The organism is Aeromonas sp. Y293-4, from assembly GCF_027705905.1.
GTDB classification, from domain to species: Bacteria; Pseudomonadota; Gammaproteobacteria; order Enterobacterales; family Aeromonadaceae; genus Aeromonas; species Aeromonas veronii.
In genome coordinates, this window is the sequence record NZ_JAPDCI010000011.1 from 34,188 (window position 1) to 51,428 (window position 17,241).

Annotated in this window: 15 protein-coding genes; 9 read left to right on the forward strand and 6 right to left on the reverse strand. The window is 60.6% G+C overall.

Features of this window, described 5'->3' with window-relative positions; genetic code table 11:
• Nucleotides 1-118 precede the first annotated feature (118 nt).
• From OKC31_RS13360 to OKC31_RS13385, 6 genes are all read left to right on the forward strand, one after another.
• Entirely contained in the window at nt 119-1,450 is a 1,332-nt protein-coding gene (locus tag OKC31_RS13360; protein WP_247823778.1) for an aspartate aminotransferase family protein, read from the forward strand.
• Nucleotides 1,451-1,531: 81 nt separating this feature from the next.
• Nucleotides 1,532-3,028 (forward strand): CoA-acylating methylmalonate-semialdehyde dehydrogenase, encoded by a 1,497-nt coding sequence (locus OKC31_RS13365; RefSeq protein WP_167566080.1) that lies wholly within the window; start codon nt 1,532-1,534, stop codon nt 3,026-3,028.
• Between the two features lie 83 nt (nt 3,029-3,111).
• Entirely contained in the window at nt 3,112-3,840 is a 729-nt protein-coding gene (locus OKC31_RS13370) for a glutamine amidotransferase-related protein (protein ID WP_005339650.1), read from the forward strand.
• Between the two features lie 183 nt (nt 3,841-4,023).
• The gene (locus tag OKC31_RS13375) at nt 4,024-4,995 is read left to right on the forward strand and encodes a LysR substrate-binding domain-containing protein (RefSeq protein ID WP_005339651.1); all 972 of its coding nucleotides are present in this window, start codon (nt 4,024-4,026) and stop codon (nt 4,993-4,995) included.
• 106 nt (nt 4,996-5,101) lie between these two features.
• Nucleotides 5,102-5,941 (forward strand): PfkB family carbohydrate kinase, encoded by an 840-nt coding sequence (locus tag OKC31_RS13380; RefSeq protein WP_247823779.1) that lies wholly within the window; start codon nt 5,102-5,104, stop codon nt 5,939-5,941.
• Nucleotides 5,942-6,283: 342 nt separating this feature from the next.
• Nucleotides 6,284-6,736, forward strand: a complete 453-nt coding sequence (locus OKC31_RS13385; RefSeq protein ID WP_005339654.1) for an Rrf2 family transcriptional regulator — start codon at nt 6,284-6,286, stop codon at nt 6,734-6,736.
• 72 nt (nt 6,737-6,808) lie between these two features.
• On the opposite strand, the gene OKC31_RS13390 is transcribed toward OKC31_RS13385, so the two are convergent.
• Complete coding sequence (locus OKC31_RS13390; protein WP_005339657.1) at nt 6,809-7,330, reverse strand: ferredoxin-type protein NapF; 522 nt, start codon at nt 7,328-7,330, stop codon at nt 6,809-6,811.
• A 140-nt stretch (nt 7,331-7,470) separates the two neighbouring features.
• On the opposite strand from OKC31_RS13390, the gene OKC31_RS13395 reads away from it, so the two are divergent.
• A complete protein-coding gene (locus tag OKC31_RS13395; RefSeq protein WP_021231493.1) occupies nt 7,471-7,686 on the forward strand; it encodes a hypothetical protein in 216 nt (71 codons plus the stop codon).
• Entirely contained in the window at nt 7,683-9,023 is a 1,341-nt protein-coding gene (rmuC, locus tag OKC31_RS13400) for a DNA recombination protein RmuC (RefSeq protein WP_247823780.1), read from the forward strand. Before OKC31_RS13395 ends, rmuC begins: the two co-directional genes overlap by 4 nt.
• A 151-nt stretch (nt 9,024-9,174) precedes the next feature.
• On the opposite strand, the gene add is transcribed toward rmuC, so the two are convergent.
• The 5 genes from add to glnA all read right to left on the reverse strand — a co-directional run bounded on the left by add (nt 9,175) and on the right by glnA (nt 14,991).
• Entirely contained in the window at nt 9,175-10,176 is a 1,002-nt protein-coding gene (gene add, locus OKC31_RS13405; protein ID WP_160881927.1) for an adenosine deaminase, read from the reverse strand.
• A 141-nt stretch (nt 10,177-10,317) separates the two neighbouring features.
• Nucleotides 10,318-11,736, reverse strand: a complete 1,419-nt coding sequence (gene glnG / locus OKC31_RS13410) for a nitrogen regulation protein NR(I) (protein ID WP_236301822.1) — start codon at nt 11,734-11,736, stop codon at nt 10,318-10,320.
• A gap of 9 nt (nt 11,737-11,745) precedes the next feature.
• Nucleotides 11,746-12,801 (reverse strand): nitrogen regulation protein NR(II), encoded by a 1,056-nt coding sequence (glnL, locus tag OKC31_RS13415; RefSeq protein ID WP_040070099.1) that lies wholly within the window; start codon nt 12,799-12,801, stop codon nt 11,746-11,748.
• Between the two features lie 80 nt (nt 12,802-12,881).
• Nucleotides 12,882-13,466, reverse strand: a complete 585-nt coding sequence (locus tag OKC31_RS13420; RefSeq protein ID WP_019445773.1) for a DUF4124 domain-containing protein — start codon at nt 13,464-13,466, stop codon at nt 12,882-12,884.
• Between the two features lie 115 nt (nt 13,467-13,581).
• The gene (gene glnA / locus OKC31_RS13425; RefSeq protein ID WP_005339672.1) at nt 13,582-14,991 is read right to left on the reverse strand and encodes a glutamate--ammonia ligase; all 1,410 of its coding nucleotides are present in this window, start codon (nt 14,989-14,991) and stop codon (nt 13,582-13,584) included.
• Between the two features lie 351 nt (nt 14,992-15,342).
• Between glnA and typA the strand changes: the two genes are divergently transcribed.
• The gene (gene typA / locus OKC31_RS13430; RefSeq protein ID WP_005339679.1) at nt 15,343-17,154 is read left to right on the forward strand and encodes a translational GTPase TypA; all 1,812 of its coding nucleotides are present in this window, start codon (nt 15,343-15,345) and stop codon (nt 17,152-17,154) included.
• Nucleotides 17,155-17,241 lie beyond the last annotated feature (87 nt).

Below are 17,241 nucleotides of genomic sequence, written 5' to 3' on the forward strand. Positions count from 1 at the left end.
GCGTCTAGCTAGGGGTGGCACCAGACAGGGCGATAACGGGCCCTTTTTTATGGATTCAGGTGTTTAATTTAATAGGCATTGGCCGACAGTTGCTAAACACCTTAAGGATGAGGTGACCATGAAACCGATCAGCGACATCAATACGCCCTCCGACATGTCCGCGTTCTGGATGCCGTTCACCGCCAACCAGCAGTTCAAGGCCGCGCCGCGCATCCTGAAGTCGGCAGAGGGGATGTATTATCACTCAGAGGATGGCCGCAAGATACTGGATGGCACAGCCGGACTCTGGTGTTGCAACGCTGGCCATGGTCGGCGCGAGATTGCCGAGGCGGTCTCCCAGCAGATTTCCCATCTCGATTTCGCCCCCACTTTCCAGATGGGCCACCCCCTGCCGTTCGAGCTGGCCAACAAGCTGGTGGAGATCGCTCCCAAGGGGTTTGGCCATGTCTTCTACACCAACTCGGGTTCCGAGTCGGTCGATACCGCGCTGAAAATCGCGCTGGCCTGGCAGCGGGCTCGCGGTCAGGGCACTCGCACCCGGCTGATTGGCCGCGAGCGTGGCTATCACGGGGTCGGCTTTGGCGGCATCTCGGTGGGGGGCATTCCCGGCAACCGCAAGTGGTTCGGCTCCCTGCTGACCGGGGTGGATCATCTGCCTCATACCCTCAACATCGCCAAGAACGCCTTCACCAAAGGGCTGCCCGAGGAGGATGTGGCGCTGGCCGACGAGCTGGAGAAGATCGTCTTCCTGCACGATGCCAGCAATATCGCGGCGGTGATCGTCGAGCCCATCGCTGGCAGTACCGGCGTGCTGATGCCCCCCAAAGGCTACCTCAAGCGGCTGCGGGAGATCTGCACCAAACACGGCATCCTGCTGATTTTTGACGAGGTGATCACCGGTTTCGGCCGCCTCGGTTCCCCCTTCGCCGCGCAGGAGTTCGATGTCATCCCCGACATGATCACCTGCGCCAAGGGGCTGACCAACGGCGCTATCCCCATGGGCGCGGTGCTGGTGCAGAAGCACATTTATGACGACATGATGGTGGCAGGAAAGGGGGCTATCGAGCTGTTCCACGGCTACACCTACTCCGGTCATCCTGTGGCTGCTGCTGCGGGGCTCGCGACCCTCGAAATCTATCGCAACGAGAACCTGCTCAGCCGCGCTGCCGATCTGGCGGGCTACTGGGAGGAGGCGGCCCATTCGCTGAAGGGTTGCAAGCATGTGAAGGATGTACGCAACTACGGGCTGATGGCTGGTATCGAGCTGGAGTCCATGCCGGATGCGCCGGGCAAGCGCGCCTATGAGGTGTTCGTGCGCTGCTTCGAGAAGGGGGCATTGATCCGGGTGACCGGCGATATCATCGCCCTGTCGCCGCCCCTCATCATCGAGCGCAGTCAGATCGACGATCTCTTCACCCTGCTGCAGGATGCCCTGCAGGCACAACCCTAACCCATTTGATGGCCCCGCACTGGCGGGGCCTTGCGTTGGTTTGCTCAGCGCATTTACCACATCAGTTATCACGGAGGATACATGACATACAGGGTCAGCAACTTCATCAACGGCCAGCCGCAGGAGAGTCGCAGCGAGCGCCAGGGTGCCATCTTCAATCCCGCCTGCGGCAAGCAGCAGGGGAGTGTGGGGCTGTCCAGCGCCGCCGAGTGTCAGGAGGCGATCGCCATCGCCGAGCGCGCCTTTGCCGACTGGTCGCAAACCCCCCCGCTGGTGCGGGCCCGGGTCTTTTTCCGCTTCAAGGAGTTGATGGAGCAGCACAGAGACGAGCTGGCCCAGCTCATCAGCCGCGAGCATGGCAAGGTCTTCTCCGATGCGCAGGGCGAGTTGACCCGCGGGCTGGAGGTAGTGGAGTTTGCCTGCGGCATTCCCCATCTGCTCAAGGGGGAGCACTCCCTCAACGTCGGCCGTGGGGTAGACAGCTACTCCATGATGCAGCCGGTGGGGGTTTGCGCCGGCATCACCCCGTTCAACTTCCCGGCCATGGTGCCGCTCTGGATGTTCCCGGTCGCCATCGCCTGCGGCAATACCTTTATTCTCAAACCCTCCGAGAAGGATCCCTCCCTCTCGTTGCGGATGGCCGAGCTGCTCAAGGAGGCCGGTCTGCCTGACGGCGTGCTCAACGTGGTGAACGGTGACAAGGAGGTGGTGGATGTGCTGCTGACCGACCCGCGAGTGGGTGCCGTGTCGTTTGTCGGCTCGACCCCCATCGCCCAGTACATCTATGCCACCGCCTCGGCCCACGGCAAGCGAGTGCAGGCGCTGGGCGGCGCCAAGAACCACATGGTGGTGATGCCGGATGCGGACCTCGATCAGGCGGTCTCCGCCCTGATGGGGGCTGCTTATGGGGCAGCGGGCGAGCGCTGCATGGCGATCTCGGTAGCCGTGGTAGTGGGTGACGAGACCGCCGATGCCCTGGTGGCCAAGCTGACACCGCTGGTGGAAAAACTGCGAGTGGGCCCGGGGTTGGGCCAGAGCCCGGAGAACGAGATGGGGCCGCTCATCAGCAAGGAGCATCTGGCCAAGGTGCGTGGCTACGTGGATCAGGGGGTGGCCGAAGGGGCCGCGCTGCGGGTCGATGGTCGCACGCTGAGCCACGACGAGGGTTACTTTATCGGGGGCTGCCTGTTTGACGAGGTGACCCCCGAGATGCGCATCTACCGCGAGGAGATCTTTGGCCCTGTGCTCTCCATCGTGCGGGTGCCGGATTACGAGACGGCGCTGCGGCTCATCAACGAGCACGAGTACGGCAACGGCACCGCCATCTTTACCTGTGATGGCGACACCGCGCGGGACTTCACGGCACGGGTGCAGGTCGGTATGGTAGGGGTGAACGTTCCCATTCCGGTGCCGATGGCGTTTCACAGCTTTGGCGGCTGGAAGCGCTCCATCTTCGGGCCGCTCAACATGCACGGGCCGGACGGGGTTCGCTTTTATACCCGGATGAAGACGGTGACGGCGCGCTGGCCCCAGAGCCTGCGCAGTGGTGCCGAGTTCTCCATGCCGACCATGAAGTGACGCGCTGGCGCGTGCTCATGGCTTAACCTCTTGCCCCCGCCGGTCGTTGATTGGCGGGGGCGAACTCTGTAAAGGAACAACAGATGCGATTGGGAATTCTCGATTGTGACCGGCTCGATCCCGATCTGGCGGATCGTTTTGGCCCCGTTTACTCCGAGATGTTTATCAGGGGCTTTGCGGCCCTGGCCCCCGAACTGGAATTTCGGGTCTGGTCGGCTCTCGATGGGGAGCTGCCGGAGGATCTGCACGAGTGCGATGCCTGGCTCATCACAGGCTCGCGCCACGATGCTTACAGCGATATTCCCTGGATTCAGGCACTGCGGGCGTGGATCCGCCAGGCGCACGATGCCGACGTCAAGCTGGCAGGTGTCTGCTTCGGTCATCAGGTGATCGCCCAGGCGCTCGGTGGCGAGGTGGTGAAGTCTACCAAGGGGTGGGGGCTGGGTGTGTCGGTGCACCCCATGCTGGTAGATGAGCCCTGGATGGCGCCAGCGCGGGATCATATCCGCATTCTGGCGAGCCATCAGGATCAGGTGGCGCTGCTGCCCCCCGGAGCAACCCGGCTGGCGGGCAACGATTTTTGTCCCAACTTTATGTTTTTGCAGGGTGATCACATCGTCGCCATTCAGGGGCATCCGGAGTTCTCGGTGGAGTACAACCGGGCGCTGATCGAGCGGCGCCGTGGCCTGTTGCCCGACGAGCGCTACCAGAGCAGCCTCTCCTCGCTGGAGGGGGAGGTGGATTCGGCGACCATGATGCAGTGGCTGCTGCAGTTTTTGGGGATCCTGCCGCTGCGTGCTGGTGCGGCCTGAGCCCGGTTTGTCAGCCACCCCTTCGGATGCTAGATTTTGTAGCAAAATGAAGGATCAAGCGCTGAGATGTCGGGATCGGATGGTACACTGGCCGCCCATGTGGCGGCCTGTTTGTATGGCTTGATTGCCGTCCCGGCCTGAGCCAAACCTGTCTGAGCCAAACCAGTGTGAGAGTGTGACGCCTTGAAACTACAGCAATTGAAGTATTTGATCGCGATCCGGGACCACAACCTCAATGTGTCCGTGGCTTCCGATGCGCTCTTCACCAGTCAGCCGGGGGTCAGCAAACAGATTGGCCTGCTGGAGAGCGAGCTGGGGGTGCGGATCTTCGAGCGTCGTGGCAAGCATTTGCACCGCATCACCCCGGTGGGGGAGGAGATCATCAAGTGTGCAGAGGCGATGCTCAATATCGAGAGCAAGATCAAGGCGATCTCCCGCGAGTATCTGGACCCGACCGTGGGCACCCTCAACATCCACACTACCCACACCATCGCCCGCTATCTGCTGCCCAAGTCGGTCACCTACTTCACCAAGAAGTATCCCAAGATCTCGTTCCACCTCCATCCGGTGATGTCGGCGAGCAAGGAGCAGATCAGCAAGGGTTACTCCGATTTCTCCATCGTTGCCCACGAGATTGGCTTCGACAAGGAGCTGATCGCGCTGCCCGCCTACCTCTGGACCCTCTCGCTGGTGGTGCCGCAGGATCATCCGCTGGCCAAGGTGAAGAAGCCGACCCTGGAGCAGCTCTGCCACTACCCCATCCTCAGCTACGAGAGTGGCGCCACTGGCCGTCAGGTGCAGGACGAGGTGTTTCAGGCGGCGGGGCTGACACCGAGTTACTACATGACGGTAATGGATGCCGGAGTGATCAAGCGCTACGTGGAGCTGGGCTTTGGCATCGGCATCATCTCCTCGCTGGTGGCCAACGACACCGACAGCCCCGGGCTGGTCTCCATCAATCTGGAGCACCTGTTCAAGCCCTGCCCGGCGCAGATCTGTTTCAGCAAGAGCATCCTGCTGCAGAACTACATGTATGACTTCATCAGCTCCTTCTCGCCCCACCTCACCAAAGAGGTGATCCAGAGTGTGATGCAGCAGCCGAGTCAGGCGCGCATCGACGAGCTGCTGGCCGGGGTGGAGCTGCCCATCTATTGATCCCGATCGGATTCCCGATCGCTGCCGGTTGTCTCTTCTGTCAGGCTGGGCTCTACTCGGGGTTCAGCCTGTCTCTTTTGGGCTATCTCCATCGTCCGAGGTCTCTATGTCCCGCATTCTGCTGCTTGCCAATCTCAACTGTGATCATGTGCTCTCCCTCTCCGAACCGCTGGTGGCGGGGGCCCGGCTGCAATATGTGGATCAGGGGCGCAGGCTCGGCGGTGGCGCCGCCAACACCGGCATCGGGCTGGTGTGGGCGGGCCACGAGGTGACCATTGCCTCCCGCATCGGGCTGGACGAGACCGGCGACTGGCTGCTGGAGCAGGCGGCCGGTTACGGGCTGGATTGCAGCCATGTGGAGCGCTTTGGCGGTGAGACCGGCGAGCTGCTGATCCTGGTGGACTCCACCGGCGAGCGCACCATACTGCGCCGCCCGCGGCGTCCCGACCTGCCCGGCGATCTGCCGCTGGAGGGGATCGACTGCTTCTATGTGAACTATCCCGGCACCGCCATCATCAGCTACATGCGCCAGATGCTCGGCAAGAGCTTCGTGGTGGCCCAGTATCCCAAGGGTGGCCAAGCACGCCGTCCCTGTCACGTGCTGGTGGCCTCCCGCTCCGATCTCGGCGAGGTGAGCGACCCTTGGCAACATGCCCGCCAGCTGGCGGGGGAGCAGCTCGAATGGCTGGTGTTGACCGAAGGCAAGGCGGGCGCAGTGGCCATCCACGGCGATGAGCAGATCCGGGTTGCCGCCCGGCCAGTATCTGTGGTCGATACCACGGGGGCGGGGGATGCCTTCGCTGGCGGATTGATCCATGGTCTGGCGCGGGGCATGGCGATCAAGGATGCGTTGCAGTGCGCGGTGGACTGGGGCGCATTTGCTGTCGCCTCCGAGAGCTCCATTCCCTCGGTCGCGCTGAAAAACTGGCTGAAACAGCTCCACTGAACCACCTCTCTACTGGTCGATTGAGGGCGGTTCGCAGGCCATATGGCTGCTGGTCGAAGGGGCTTGGTGAGGGGGACTATTCGGGAGATTTACCCGCTATAAAGCGGGTAAACGCCGGGCTAACCCGGCAAGTTTGCGATCAATCAAAGAAAGTGTCGATTTATGTGCATCTTCATCGACACCCGGTTGTGCTGCTCTTAACCTGTCACTCCGCAACTCAGATTAAGAGACAGGCCCCTCTGGCGAACCAATTGGCAAACAGAGGCAAACCGGTTGTCTCCTGCCTCTTAGCTCAACGTTGTCGTCCTGATTCCTGGCTTGTAGTAAGAGGCAAGTGCGACCATGCAACTGACACGATTTACCGACTACGCCCTGCGTACCCTGACCTTCCTGGCGGTTCAGCCGGGGGATCGTCTGTCGACCATTACCGAAGTGGCCGATACCTTCGGCATCTCTCGCAACCACGTGGTCAAAATTGTGCACCAGCTTGGCATCAAGGGGTACATCGAGACGGTACGCGGCAAGCACGGTGGCATCCGCCTCGGTCGCTCGGCGGTATCCATCAATTTGCGGGATGTGGTGATGGACATGGAGCATGTGCTCTGTCCGGTCGACTGCAAGCGCGAAAACTGCCGTCTCTCCGGTGGCTGCCGCATTCAGGGCATTCTGCGCCGCGCCATGAACGCCTTCCTCGAAGTGCTGGGTGAGTACACCCTGGCCGATGCGGTGCGCGATCCCAACCGTCTCTGCCACCTGCTGGGTATCGAGCAAGAGACTATTGTGACCATGGCCTGACAGGGCGCGGAATAACGAACAAGATGTGAAAGGGGCCTGATGGCCCCTTTTGCTTTGGTACGCGGGTGGTTTTTAACGACTGCCTGGCTGGCGGATCAGGGTAATGGCGCCGTGCAGGCAGGCGAGGCCACAGGCACCGCAGCCATTGCAGGCATCCATATTGACGTTGATGCCGTCGGCCGTGGCCTTGATCGCCTGCTGGGGACAGGCATCTTCACAGAGCAAGCAGTAGAAGCCCTGCCGTGCCTGACAGCTCTCCTCAATCTGCACCCGGGTCTGCACCTGACGACCCAGCTGCAGGTCGAGGGCGCCGGTGGGACAGGCTCTGGCGCAGCTGCCGCAGTAGCTGCACTGGCCGCAGGCGAGATCGAGCACCGGGGTACCGGCGATGGGACTCCCCTCGTACTCCTCCTGGGTGGCCGGTTTGAGTAGACCGCGCGGGCAGGCCTTGAAACACTCGCCACAGCGGGTGCAGAGGGAGAGGTACTGGGACTCCTCGATGGCCCACGGCGGGCGCGCTTCATGGCAAACCACGGCGGGCTTGCGGGAAGCTTGCCAACCTTGTGTCAGCCAACGGAGGAAATAGTGAGTCATGCTCGCCCCTGATACCTATTAGGGGTTAATTTTATCGAAGTTTCGGGAAGCAGGCCAGAGAATAGCGGCCGTCAGGATCGCAAGCGCAGTTGCCCTTGTGTAAGCTAGGCGGGTCTTTTTACGTGGTTGAATGAAATCATATGTGGCTATTTCTCTGGCGTGCGTCCCTGCTCTATGTCTTTCCCCTGCTGATGTGGGCCTACTGCCGCATCAAGGATATCGAGTTCGCCGAGCTCGATACCGGCGTCAACACCCACAAGTGGGTGGTGCTGGCCGCCTACCTCATCTACGTGGTGATCTGGATCCTGGTTAACCGCTATCTCGAACTCTTCCTGCGTCAGCGGAGCCGTAAATGATCGACCCCGGGCTCTGGGGGATCTTGCTGCCCGCCGCCGTGCTGGCCCTCGGGCTTGGCTGGCTGATCGGGCGGCGTACCGCCACGGCGCAGGCTCAGGAGCTGATGCTGGCGCAGGAGCGTTATCAGGCGCTTCAGGATCGCTTCGACGAGTTGCAGGATGAGCGGATGCAGGGCCAGCAGAAGCTGGATCAGCAGCAGACCCTGCTCATCAAGCTCACCGCCCGCCTCAAGGATGCGGAAGCGACCCTGCGCAGCGAACGGCTGGCCGCTGCAGAGAAGCTGCAACTGCAACAGGAGGCGGAGCAGCGCCTCAGCCAGCAGTTCGAGAATCTCGCCAACCGGATCTTCGAGCAAAACTCCGGCAACTTCCGCGAATTGAACCAGAACAGCCTCGATCTGCTGCTCGCTCCACTCAAAGAGCAGCTCGAGGGCTTTCGCCGTCAGGTGGGCGAGACCCACGCGCAGGAGACGGCCCAACGCCACAGCCTCAAGTTCGAGTTGGAGCGCCTTGCCGAGCTCAATGCCCGCATGACCGAAGAGGCGGCCGCCCTGACCCGCGCCCTCAAGGGCGACAGCAAGCAGCAGGGCAACTGGGGGGAAGTGGTGTTGGCGCGGATCCTCAGCGAATGCGGCCTGCGCGAGGGCCACGAGTACCACACCCAGGTCAATATCGAGGTGGAGAAGGGCAAGCGCTACCAGCCCGACGTGATCGTCCACCTGCCGCAGGAGAAGGACATCATCATCGACGCCAAGGTGTCGCTGACCGCCTACGAGCGCTGGTACAACGCTGAGGACGAGCTGGAGAAGGCAGTGGCGCTGAAAGAGCACGTCGCCTCGGTGCGCAACCATATCCGCGAGCTGGGCCGCAAGGATTACCAGCAGCTGCCCGGGGTGCGCACCCTCGACTATGTGCTGATGTTCGTGGCGGTGGAGCCCGCCTTCCTCACTGCCATGGAGGCCGATGCCTCGCTGGTGCGTTACGGTCTCGACAACAACATCCTGTTGGTGAGCCCCACCAACCTGATGGTAGCGCTGCGCACCATCGAGAACCTGTGGCGCTACGAGCGGCAAAACCAGAATGCCCGCCAGATTGCCGAGCGGGCCGGTCGCCTCTACGAAAAGCTGCGGCTGTTTGTCGAGGAGATGCAGCAGATGGGCGGCAGCCTGCACAAGGCGCAGGAGAGCTACGACAAGGCAATGGGACGGCTGGTCAACGGCCGTGGCAACCTGATTGCGCAGGTCGAGCGTTTCCGCGAGCTGGGGGTGGAGGTGACCAAGAGCCTGCCCGAGCCGCTGGTGGAACGGGCGCTGGAGCGCGACAAGGAGCGGGAGTAGTTAGCCTGATCCTGCTTGTCAGCAAAAGGCCCAAACCCGGTTTGGGTCTTTTGCTATCTGCCAGCTGGCCCAGTGCTTACTCATCATCAGAAATCCGCAAAGCAAACGGCCCACCGAAGTGGGCCGTTGTTATTTGCACTGCCGATGTGGATCAGCGGCTGGCAGCGCGGGCGCTCAGTTCGGCTTTCTCGCTATCGCTCAGGAAGGCCAGGGTCAGGCCGTTCTGCTGGGCAGTGCGGATCTCGCTCGCCGTCATGCCAGCGGCCGGGGCGGCTACTCCATATTCGTGTGGCAGGTCGATCCCTTCCACCGCCGGATCGTCGGTGTTGAGGCAGGCCAGCACTCCAGCGGCCAGGAACTGGCGGATCGGGTGTTCGGTCAGGCTCGCTACCGTGGTGGTCTGGACGTTGGAGGTGAGGCAGGATTCGATGCCGATGCGGTGCTCGGCCAGATAGGCCATCAGGGCCGGATCCTGAATCGCTTTGACGCCGTGGCCGATACGCTCGGCGCCCAGCTCGCGAATGGCTTGCCACATGCTCTCGGGGCCAGCGGCTTCACCGGCGTGTACGGTGACGCGCATGCCTGCATCGCGCACCTTGCGGAAGTGGTCGACAAAGAGTTCGCCCGGGAAGCCCAGTTCGTCACCGGCCAGATCGATGGCGACCAGCTTGTCGCGGTGAGCCAAGCAGGCGGCCAGCTCCTGATTGCACTGCTCGGTGCCGAAGGTGCGGCTCATGATGCCGATCAGGTTGGTCTTGATACCGAAATCGCGGCTGCCCGCGGCCACGCCGTCGATGATGGCTTCCACCACGCCCTGCGGGTGCAGCTTGTGGGCCATTGCCATATAGGCCGGGCTGAAGCGCAGCTCGGCATAGTCGATACCGGCGCGCAGCAGATCTTCCACGTTCTCGTAGGCGACCCGGCGGCAGGCGTCATAGTCAGCCAGCACGGCCACGCCCCAATCCAGCTTCTTCAAAAAGGCAACCAGACTCGGCTCGTTTTCGACGATCTGTACGTGGGGGCGCAGCGCCTCCAGCTCGAAGGCGGGCAACTGAATGTTGTGTTGGCGACCCAGCTCGAGGATGGTTTGCGGGCGGATGTTGCCGTCCAGATGGCGGTGCAGGTCGGTCAGGGGGAGAGATCTGTCAATCATGGGGGCGCCCTCGTCGAGTCAGGTTTGAAAGCCTGCCATTCTAGGCGGGGCTTTCAAAAAAGATACCCCGTTTATGGTTAAACGGGGTTCTGGCGGACGGTGATTTGTCAGGGCGTGATGGGAATCGTTTTTCCCCGGGACTCAGGAGAGATCGAGTTCCTTCAGCTTGCGGGTGAGGGTATTGCGACCCCAGCCAAGCAGGCGGGCGGCCTCCTGCTTGTGGCCGTGGGTGTGCTCCAGCGCCGTCTCCAGCATGATCCGCTCGAACTGGGGCATGGCATCGGCCAGGATGTCTGTCTCTCCCAGCGCCAGCTTGCTGGCCACCCACTCCTGCAACTGTTGCTGCCAGCAACCGGGTAACGCCGGTTGACCCGGTTCGGCGTTGTGGGTGATGGGGGTGAGCAGCTCGGCAGGCAGGTCGCCGACCAGCACTTCCTGACCGGATGCCATCACGGTGAGCCAGCGACAGACGTTCTCCAGCTGGCGCACGTTGCCCGGCCAGGGCAGGCGACTGATATAGGCCTGGGTATCTGGGTGCAGGCTCTTGGCCTCGACGTTCAGCTCTTTGGCGGCGCGTAGCAGGAAGTGGCGGGCCAGCTGGGGAATATCCTCACGGCGCTCCTTGAGGGCAGGAATATGGATGCGAATGACGTTGAGGCGGTGAAACAGATCCTCGCGAAACTCGCCATCGGCCACCCGCTTTTCCAGATTCTGGTGGGTGGCGGCGATGATCCGCACGTCTACCTGCACCGGCTGGTGGCCGCCAACCCGGTAGAACTGGCCATCGGCCAGCACCCGCAGCAGTCGGGTCTGCACATCCAGCGGCATATCGCCGATCTCGTCGAGAAACAGGGTACCGCCGTCGGCTTGCTCGAAGCGGCCGTGGCGGATGTTGTTGGCGCCGGTAAAGGCCCCCTTCTCGTGACCGAACAGCTCGGATTCGATGAGATCTTTGGGGATGGCCGCCATGTTGAGGGCGATAAAGTTCTTGTGGGCGCGCGGGCTGTGCTTGTGCAGCGCATGGGCGACCAGCTCCTTGCCGGTACCACTCTGGCCGTTGATCAGCACCGAGATACTGGAGCGCGACAGGCGGCCGATGGCGCGGAACACCTCCTGCATCGCCGGCGCCTCACCGATGATCTCGGGAGTGGCGGCGGCCTCTTGCTGGCGAGACTTGCGTTTGGTGCGCTGCTCTTTGAGGTGATTCTCGGCGCGGCGCACCAGGGTCACCGCTTCGTCTATGTCGAATGGTTTGGGCAGGTACTCGAAGGCGCCGCGCTGGTAGGCGTTGACCGCGCTGTCGAGATCCGAGTGGGCGGTCATGATGATGATGGGCAGATCGGCCTGACGGCGGTGGATCTGCTCCAGCAGGCTCAAACCATCGATGCCGGGCATCCGGATATCGGAGAGGATCACATCGGGCGAGCGCAGCTCAAGGGCGTGTAGCAGGGCTTCGCCATCGGCAAAGCTCTCGCAGTTGAAGCCTTCGCTGCCGAGAGTGCGCTCCAGCACCCAGCGGATAGAACTGTCGTCATCGACGATCCACACTTTGGCGGTCATGGGGTTCCCTTACTTGCGAAGCGGTAGAAAAATGGTGAATTCGGTGTGACCCGGCCAGCTGATGCAGTCAATTCGTCCTTTGTGCTGGTCGATCAGGTTCTGGGCGATGGAGAGGCCGAGCCCGGTTCCCCCCTCTTTGCCGGTGATCATCGGGTAGAACAGGGTGTCGCGAATGGCATCGGGAATGCCGGGGCCGTTGTCGATGATCTTGATCTCCGCTGCCAGCCGGTAACGCTGGCCGTGGATGGTGATCTGGAACGCGGTGCGGGTCTTGATACGGATAAGCCCGGTCTGATCCCCCAGTGCTTCGGCGGCGTTGCGCACTATGTTGAGAAACGCCTGCTGCAGCTGATCCGGCTCCATCTCGAATTCGGGGATGCTGGGGTCGTAATCCCGCTCGATGCGAACAGAGGGAGGGAGTTCGAGCTCCACCAGTCGGCGTACCTGCTCCAGCACCGAATGGACATTGTGCATCTGGTGACGGCCGGGGCGCTGGGGGCCGAGCAGGCGATCGACCAGTACCCGCAGCCTGTCAGCCTGTTCGATGATGATGCCGGTATATTCGCGCAGCGCCGGATCCGGCAGCTCTTTTTGCAGCAGCTGGGCCGCGCCGCGCAGGCCGCCGAGGGGATTCTTGATTTCGTGGGCCAGCCCGCGCACCAGCTCCTTGGCCGCCAGCTGTTGGGCATGTTGCTGCTGCTCCTGACTGATCTTCTTCTGCTGGTCGATCTTGCGCAGCTCCACCACCAGCAGACGCTGTTCGTGGTCGGCCATCGGGGTAGCGCTCAGCTCCACCAGTCGCGGTTCTCCCTCTACCACCAGAGTCACTTCGCTATCGGTAAAGCCCTGCCCTGAAACGAGGCAATGTTTCAGTCGTTGCAGGTCGAGGGAGATATGTTCCAGCAGATGGGGCAGTTCGATGCCGATCAGCCTGCGTTCACTGAGGGAGAGCAGCTGTTCAGCCGCTGGGTTGACGAATTGGATGCAGAGCCGCTCATCCATCAGGATCACGGCGGTCAGCAAATTATCCAAGAGTGTTTTGGCGTTGTCCGAGCGGGTTGGCACAGGTTTCTCCCTAAAACGGTGCTACACACCTGTTATGCACCGATATGGTGCATAGAGTTTACCCGCATCGGTGCGCTATATCACCCCTGGTCGGCTTTGGGGGTGGGTTTGGGAGCCGGCGTCACGCTCGCTCTATGCAGGTAAAAGGTGACTGCACTGGATTTAGCAAGGATCGTACCGTCTTTGGCGAGCAGCTCGAGCTGAGCCTCGTGGGCGCCGCGATCGACGTTTTCGACCCGGACAGAGAGGCTGTTGCTGACGATGGGGGCGGCTTTGCCATCCAGGGTCAGGCGCACATCATACTGGGTCGGAGGTTTGGGGCTGATGGTGCCCTGAAAGACGATGTTGCCTGTGTTGTCGCGCAGGGTGCTGCCCTGTTCCGGGGAGAGCAGTTCGATGGTCAGCTTGGCTGCCTCTTTCTCTTTCTTGGCATCAGCGCCGGTCAGGCTGTTGAAGTTATCCACCTGAACCGATCTGGGCGCGCTGCTGCCCAGCAGCGGGGCGACCCGCAGATCGACCTCTTTGGCGTTTTTGCCGGGTGGTGGCGCATCCGAGTAGTGGGTGATGCCATTGCCATCGACCCAGGAGTAGACCTTGGCCGCGTCCGCAGCGAACGAGGTCAGCAACAGGAGGCTGAGCACCCCTATGCCATGCTTGTTGTTCATCCATCTCTCCTTGACGGTATTTTGCTTAATCCTATCAGAGAAAAAACCCGCCAGATGGCGGGTTTTGTCACGATTAAGCAAGCTGACCTGATTTAAACGGCCAGTCTGCTGAGACTTAGACGGAGTAGTACAGTTCGAACTCCAGCGGGTGCGGGGTCATGCGCACACGGTCAACATCCTGCTGTTTCAGTTCCAGATAGGAGTTGATGAAGTCATCGCTGAACACGCCGCCGCGGGTCAGGAACTCGCGGTCAGCATCCAGAGCAGCCAGGGCTTCGTCCAGAGAACCGGCAACGGTCGGCACTTCTGCGGCTTCTTCCGGCGGCAGGTCATACAAGTTTTTGTCCATGGCATCGCCCGGATGGATCTTGTTGATGATGCCGTCCAGACCGGCCATCAGCTGGGCTGCGAAGGCCAGGTACGGGTTGGCAGCCGGATCCGGGAAGCGCACTTCGATACGACGGGCTTTCGGGCTCGGTACCACCGGGATACGGATGGAGGCAGAGCGGTTGCGGGCAGAGTAAGCCAGCATGACCGGTGCTTCATAACCCGGAACCAGACGTTTGTAGGAGTTGGTGGTCGGGTTGGCGAAGGCGTTGATGGCCTTGGCGTGCTTGATAATACCGCCGATGTAGTGCAGAGCCATCTCGGACAGACCGCCGTACAGGTCACCAGCGAACAGGTTGACGCCGTTCTTGGCCAGAGACTGGTGGCAGTGCATGCCGGAGCCGTTGTCACCGAACATGGGTTTCGGCATGAAGGTCACGGTCTTGTTGTAGGCGTGGGCCACGTTGTGGATCACGTACTTCAGTACCTGCACTTCGTCAGCTTTCAGCGTAAGAGTGTTGAAGCGGGTAGCGATTTCGTTCTGACCGGCAGTGGCCACTTCGTGATGGTGAGCTTCAACGACCTGGCCCATCTCTTCCAGCACCAGACACATGGCGGCGCGGATATCCTGGGAGGAGTCGACCGGTGCAACCGGGAAGTAACCGCCTTTCACGAACGGACGGTGACCCTTGTTGCCATGCTCATAAGCAGTGCCGGAGTTCCATGCGGCTTCTTCAGATTCGATTTTCACGAAGCTGTGGCCCATGGTGTTGGAGAAAGTAATGTTGTCGAACATGAAGAATTCCGGCTCCGGCCCGAACAGCACGGTGTCAGCGATGCCGCTGGACTTCAGGAAATCTTCTGCACGTTTGGCGATGGAGCGCGGATCGCGATCGTAGCCCTGCATGGTGGCAGGCTCCAGCACGTCACAAACGATGTTCAGAGTGGTCTCTTCGGTGAACGGGTCCAGCTTGGCGGAGGCTGCGTCCGGCATCAGTACCATGTCGGATTCGTTGATGCCCTTCCAGCCGCCGATGGAGGAACCATCGAACATCTTGCCGTCTTCGAAGAAATCTTCATCAACTTGGTGAGCAGGGATGGATACATGCTGCTCTTTACCCTTGGTGTCGGTAAAGCGCAGATCAACAAACTTGACTTCGTGTTCCTGGATCAGGGCCAAAACGTTCTGGGCTGACATGCTAAGTAACCTCCGGTGTTAAAACTCTCTGGGTGAATGCGTCGTCGTATTCACATAAGCCAGTATCGTGCCAAGTTTGTGACAGCTTGATTTCAGGGCAATCTCGCAGAAGAGGCTCCCCAAAATCAGGCGATCTCGACTCGCGTTGCATCAATTTAGTGCGATGGTGGATCGTTTTGGTGCACTGTAATGGTGCGCGAAATACGGTCACCGCCCATCTAAGCAGGGTTTGTCAGAGAGGTCTATGATCCAGATCTGTTGTTATGCGCGAATGTACTGCAATTCTGCTAGGCAGATCACAAAGGCAAGAGTACAATTAGCGCCCAATTTTACCCGGTGATTGAGGCGAGAATGTTAGAGAATTTACGCAATATTGCGATTATTGCGCACGTTGACCACGGCAAAACGACTCTGGTTGATAAGCTGCTGCAGCAGTCCGGCACCCTGGACCGCTCCACGGAAGGCCAGGAACGGATCATGGACTCCAATGATCTGGAACGGGAACGTGGCATCACCATTCTCGCCAAGAACACTGCGATCCGCTGGAATGACTACCGCATCAACATCGTTGATACCCCGGGTCACGCCGACTTCGGTGGTGAAGTAGAGCGCGTACTGTCCATGGTTGACTCCGTGCTGCTGCTGGTTGACGCCGTTGACGGCCCGATGCCGCAAACCCGTTTCGTGACCCAGAAAGCGTTCGCTCAGGGTCTGAAGCCGATCGTGGTCATCAACAAGGTTGACCGTCCGGGTGCTCGTCCTGACTGGGTAATGGATCAGGTATTCGACCTGTTCGACAACCTGGGCGCGACTGACGAACAGCTGGATTTCAAAGTTGTTTACGCCTCTGCACTGAACGGTTGGGCCACCATGGATCAGGACGTCGAGTCCGAGAACATGGAGCCGCTGTTCCAGGCTATCGTTGACAACGTTGAAGCGCCGAAGGCTGATGCCGAAGGTGGTTTCCAGATGCAGATCTCCCAGCTGGACTACAACTCCTACGTGGGTGTTATCGGTATCGGCCGTATCACCCGTGGTCGCGTCAAAACCAACCAGCAAGTCACCATCGTTGGTGCTGACGGCAAGACCCGTAACGGTAAAGTCGGTCAGGTGCTGGGTTACCTGGGTCTGTCCCGTACTGAAGTTACCGACGCGCAAGCGGGTGACATCATCGCTATCACCGGTCTGGGCGAGCTGAAAATCTCCGACACCATCTGTGACAACGGTGCCGTTGAAGCCCTGCCGCCGCTCTCCGTTGACGAGCCGACCGTGAACATGACCTTCCAGGTCAACACCTCACCGTTCGCCGGTAAAGAGGGCAAGTTCGTGACCTCCCGTAACATTCTGGAGCGTCTGAACCAGGAGCTGGTCCACAACGTGGCCCTGCGCGTGGAAGAGACCGATGATCCGGACAAGTTCCGTGTATCCGGTCGTGGTGAGCTGCACCTCTCCATCCTGATCGAAAACATGCGTCGCGAAGGTTACGAACTGGCGGTATCCCGTCCGGAAGTAATCCTGCGTACTGTTGATGGTGTTTTGCAGGAACCGTTCGAAACCGTAACGGTGGACGTTGAAGAAGCGCACCAGGGTTCCGTGATGGAGCAACTGGGTCTGCGTAAAGGCGAAATGACCAACATGACCCCGGATGGCAAGGGTCGTGTCCGTCTGGACTTCATGATCCCGAGCCGTGGCCTGATCGGTTTCCAGACCGAGTTCATGACCATGACCTCAGGTACCGGTCTGCTGTACCACACCTTCGACCACTACGGTCCGCACAAGGGTGGCAGCATCGGCGAGCGTCAGAATGGCGTGCTGATCTCCAACGCTACCGGTAAAGCACTGACTTACGCCCTGTTCGGTCTGCAAGACCGTGGTCGTCTGTTCATCGGTCACGCGACCGAAGTGTACGAAGGCCAGGTGATCGGTATCCACTCCCGTTCCAACGACCTGACTGTTAACTGCCTGAAAGGCAAACAGCTGACCAACATGCGTGCCTCCGGTACCGACGAAGCTCAAGTGCTGACTCCGCCGATCCGCATGACTCTGGAACAGGCTCTCGAGTTCATCGATAACGACGAACTGGTAGAAGTGACTCCGAAGAACATCCGTATCCGCAAGAAATTGCTGACTGAGCTGGATCGTAAGCGCTCTGGCCGTGGTTAATGCCATGTGCTGAGTCTCGGCAGCCCTTGCGGCCGCTGACGGTTCACTGATAAACGGACCCAAACCTCTGGTTTGGGTCCGTTTTTT

Bases quoted from the DNA above. Each gene is read 5' to 3' on its own strand.
- OKC31_RS13385 (WP_005339654.1), top strand. From the start codon at position 6,284: ATGCAACTGACACGATTTACCGACTACGCCCTGCGTACCCTGACCTTC.
- OKC31_RS13360 (WP_247823778.1), top strand. From the start codon at position 119: ATGAAACCGATCAGCGACATCAATACGCCCTCCGACATGTCCGCGTTC.
- OKC31_RS13365 (WP_167566080.1), top strand. From the start codon at position 1,532: ATGACATACAGGGTCAGCAACTTCATCAACGGCCAGCCGCAGGAGAGT.
- OKC31_RS13395 (WP_021231493.1), top strand. From the start codon at position 7,471: ATGTGGCTATTTCTCTGGCGTGCGTCCCTGCTCTATGTCTTTCCCCTG.
- add (WP_160881927.1), bottom strand. From the start codon at position 10,176: ATGATTGACAGATCTCTCCCCCTGACCGACCTGCACCGCCATCTGGAC.
- OKC31_RS13370 (WP_005339650.1), top strand. From the start codon at position 3,112: ATGCGATTGGGAATTCTCGATTGTGACCGGCTCGATCCCGATCTGGCG.
- glnA (WP_005339672.1), bottom strand. From the start codon at position 14,991: ATGTCAGCCCAGAACGTTTTGGCCCTGATCCAGGAACACGAAGTCAAG.
- OKC31_RS13390 (WP_005339657.1), bottom strand. From the start codon at position 7,330: ATGACTCACTATTTCCTCCGTTGGCTGACACAAGGTTGGCAAGCTTCC.
- OKC31_RS13420 (WP_019445773.1), bottom strand. From the start codon at position 13,466: ATGAACAACAAGCATGGCATAGGGGTGCTCAGCCTCCTGTTGCTGACC.
- glnG (WP_236301822.1), bottom strand. From the start codon at position 11,736: ATGACCGCCAAAGTGTGGATCGTCGATGACGACAGTTCTATCCGCTGG.
- typA (WP_005339679.1), top strand. From the start codon at position 15,343: ATGTTAGAGAATTTACGCAATATTGCGATTATTGCGCACGTTGACCAC.
- OKC31_RS13380 (WP_247823779.1), top strand. From the start codon at position 5,102: ATGTCCCGCATTCTGCTGCTTGCCAATCTCAACTGTGATCATGTGCTC.
- rmuC (WP_247823780.1), top strand. From the start codon at position 7,683: ATGATCGACCCCGGGCTCTGGGGGATCTTGCTGCCCGCCGCCGTGCTG.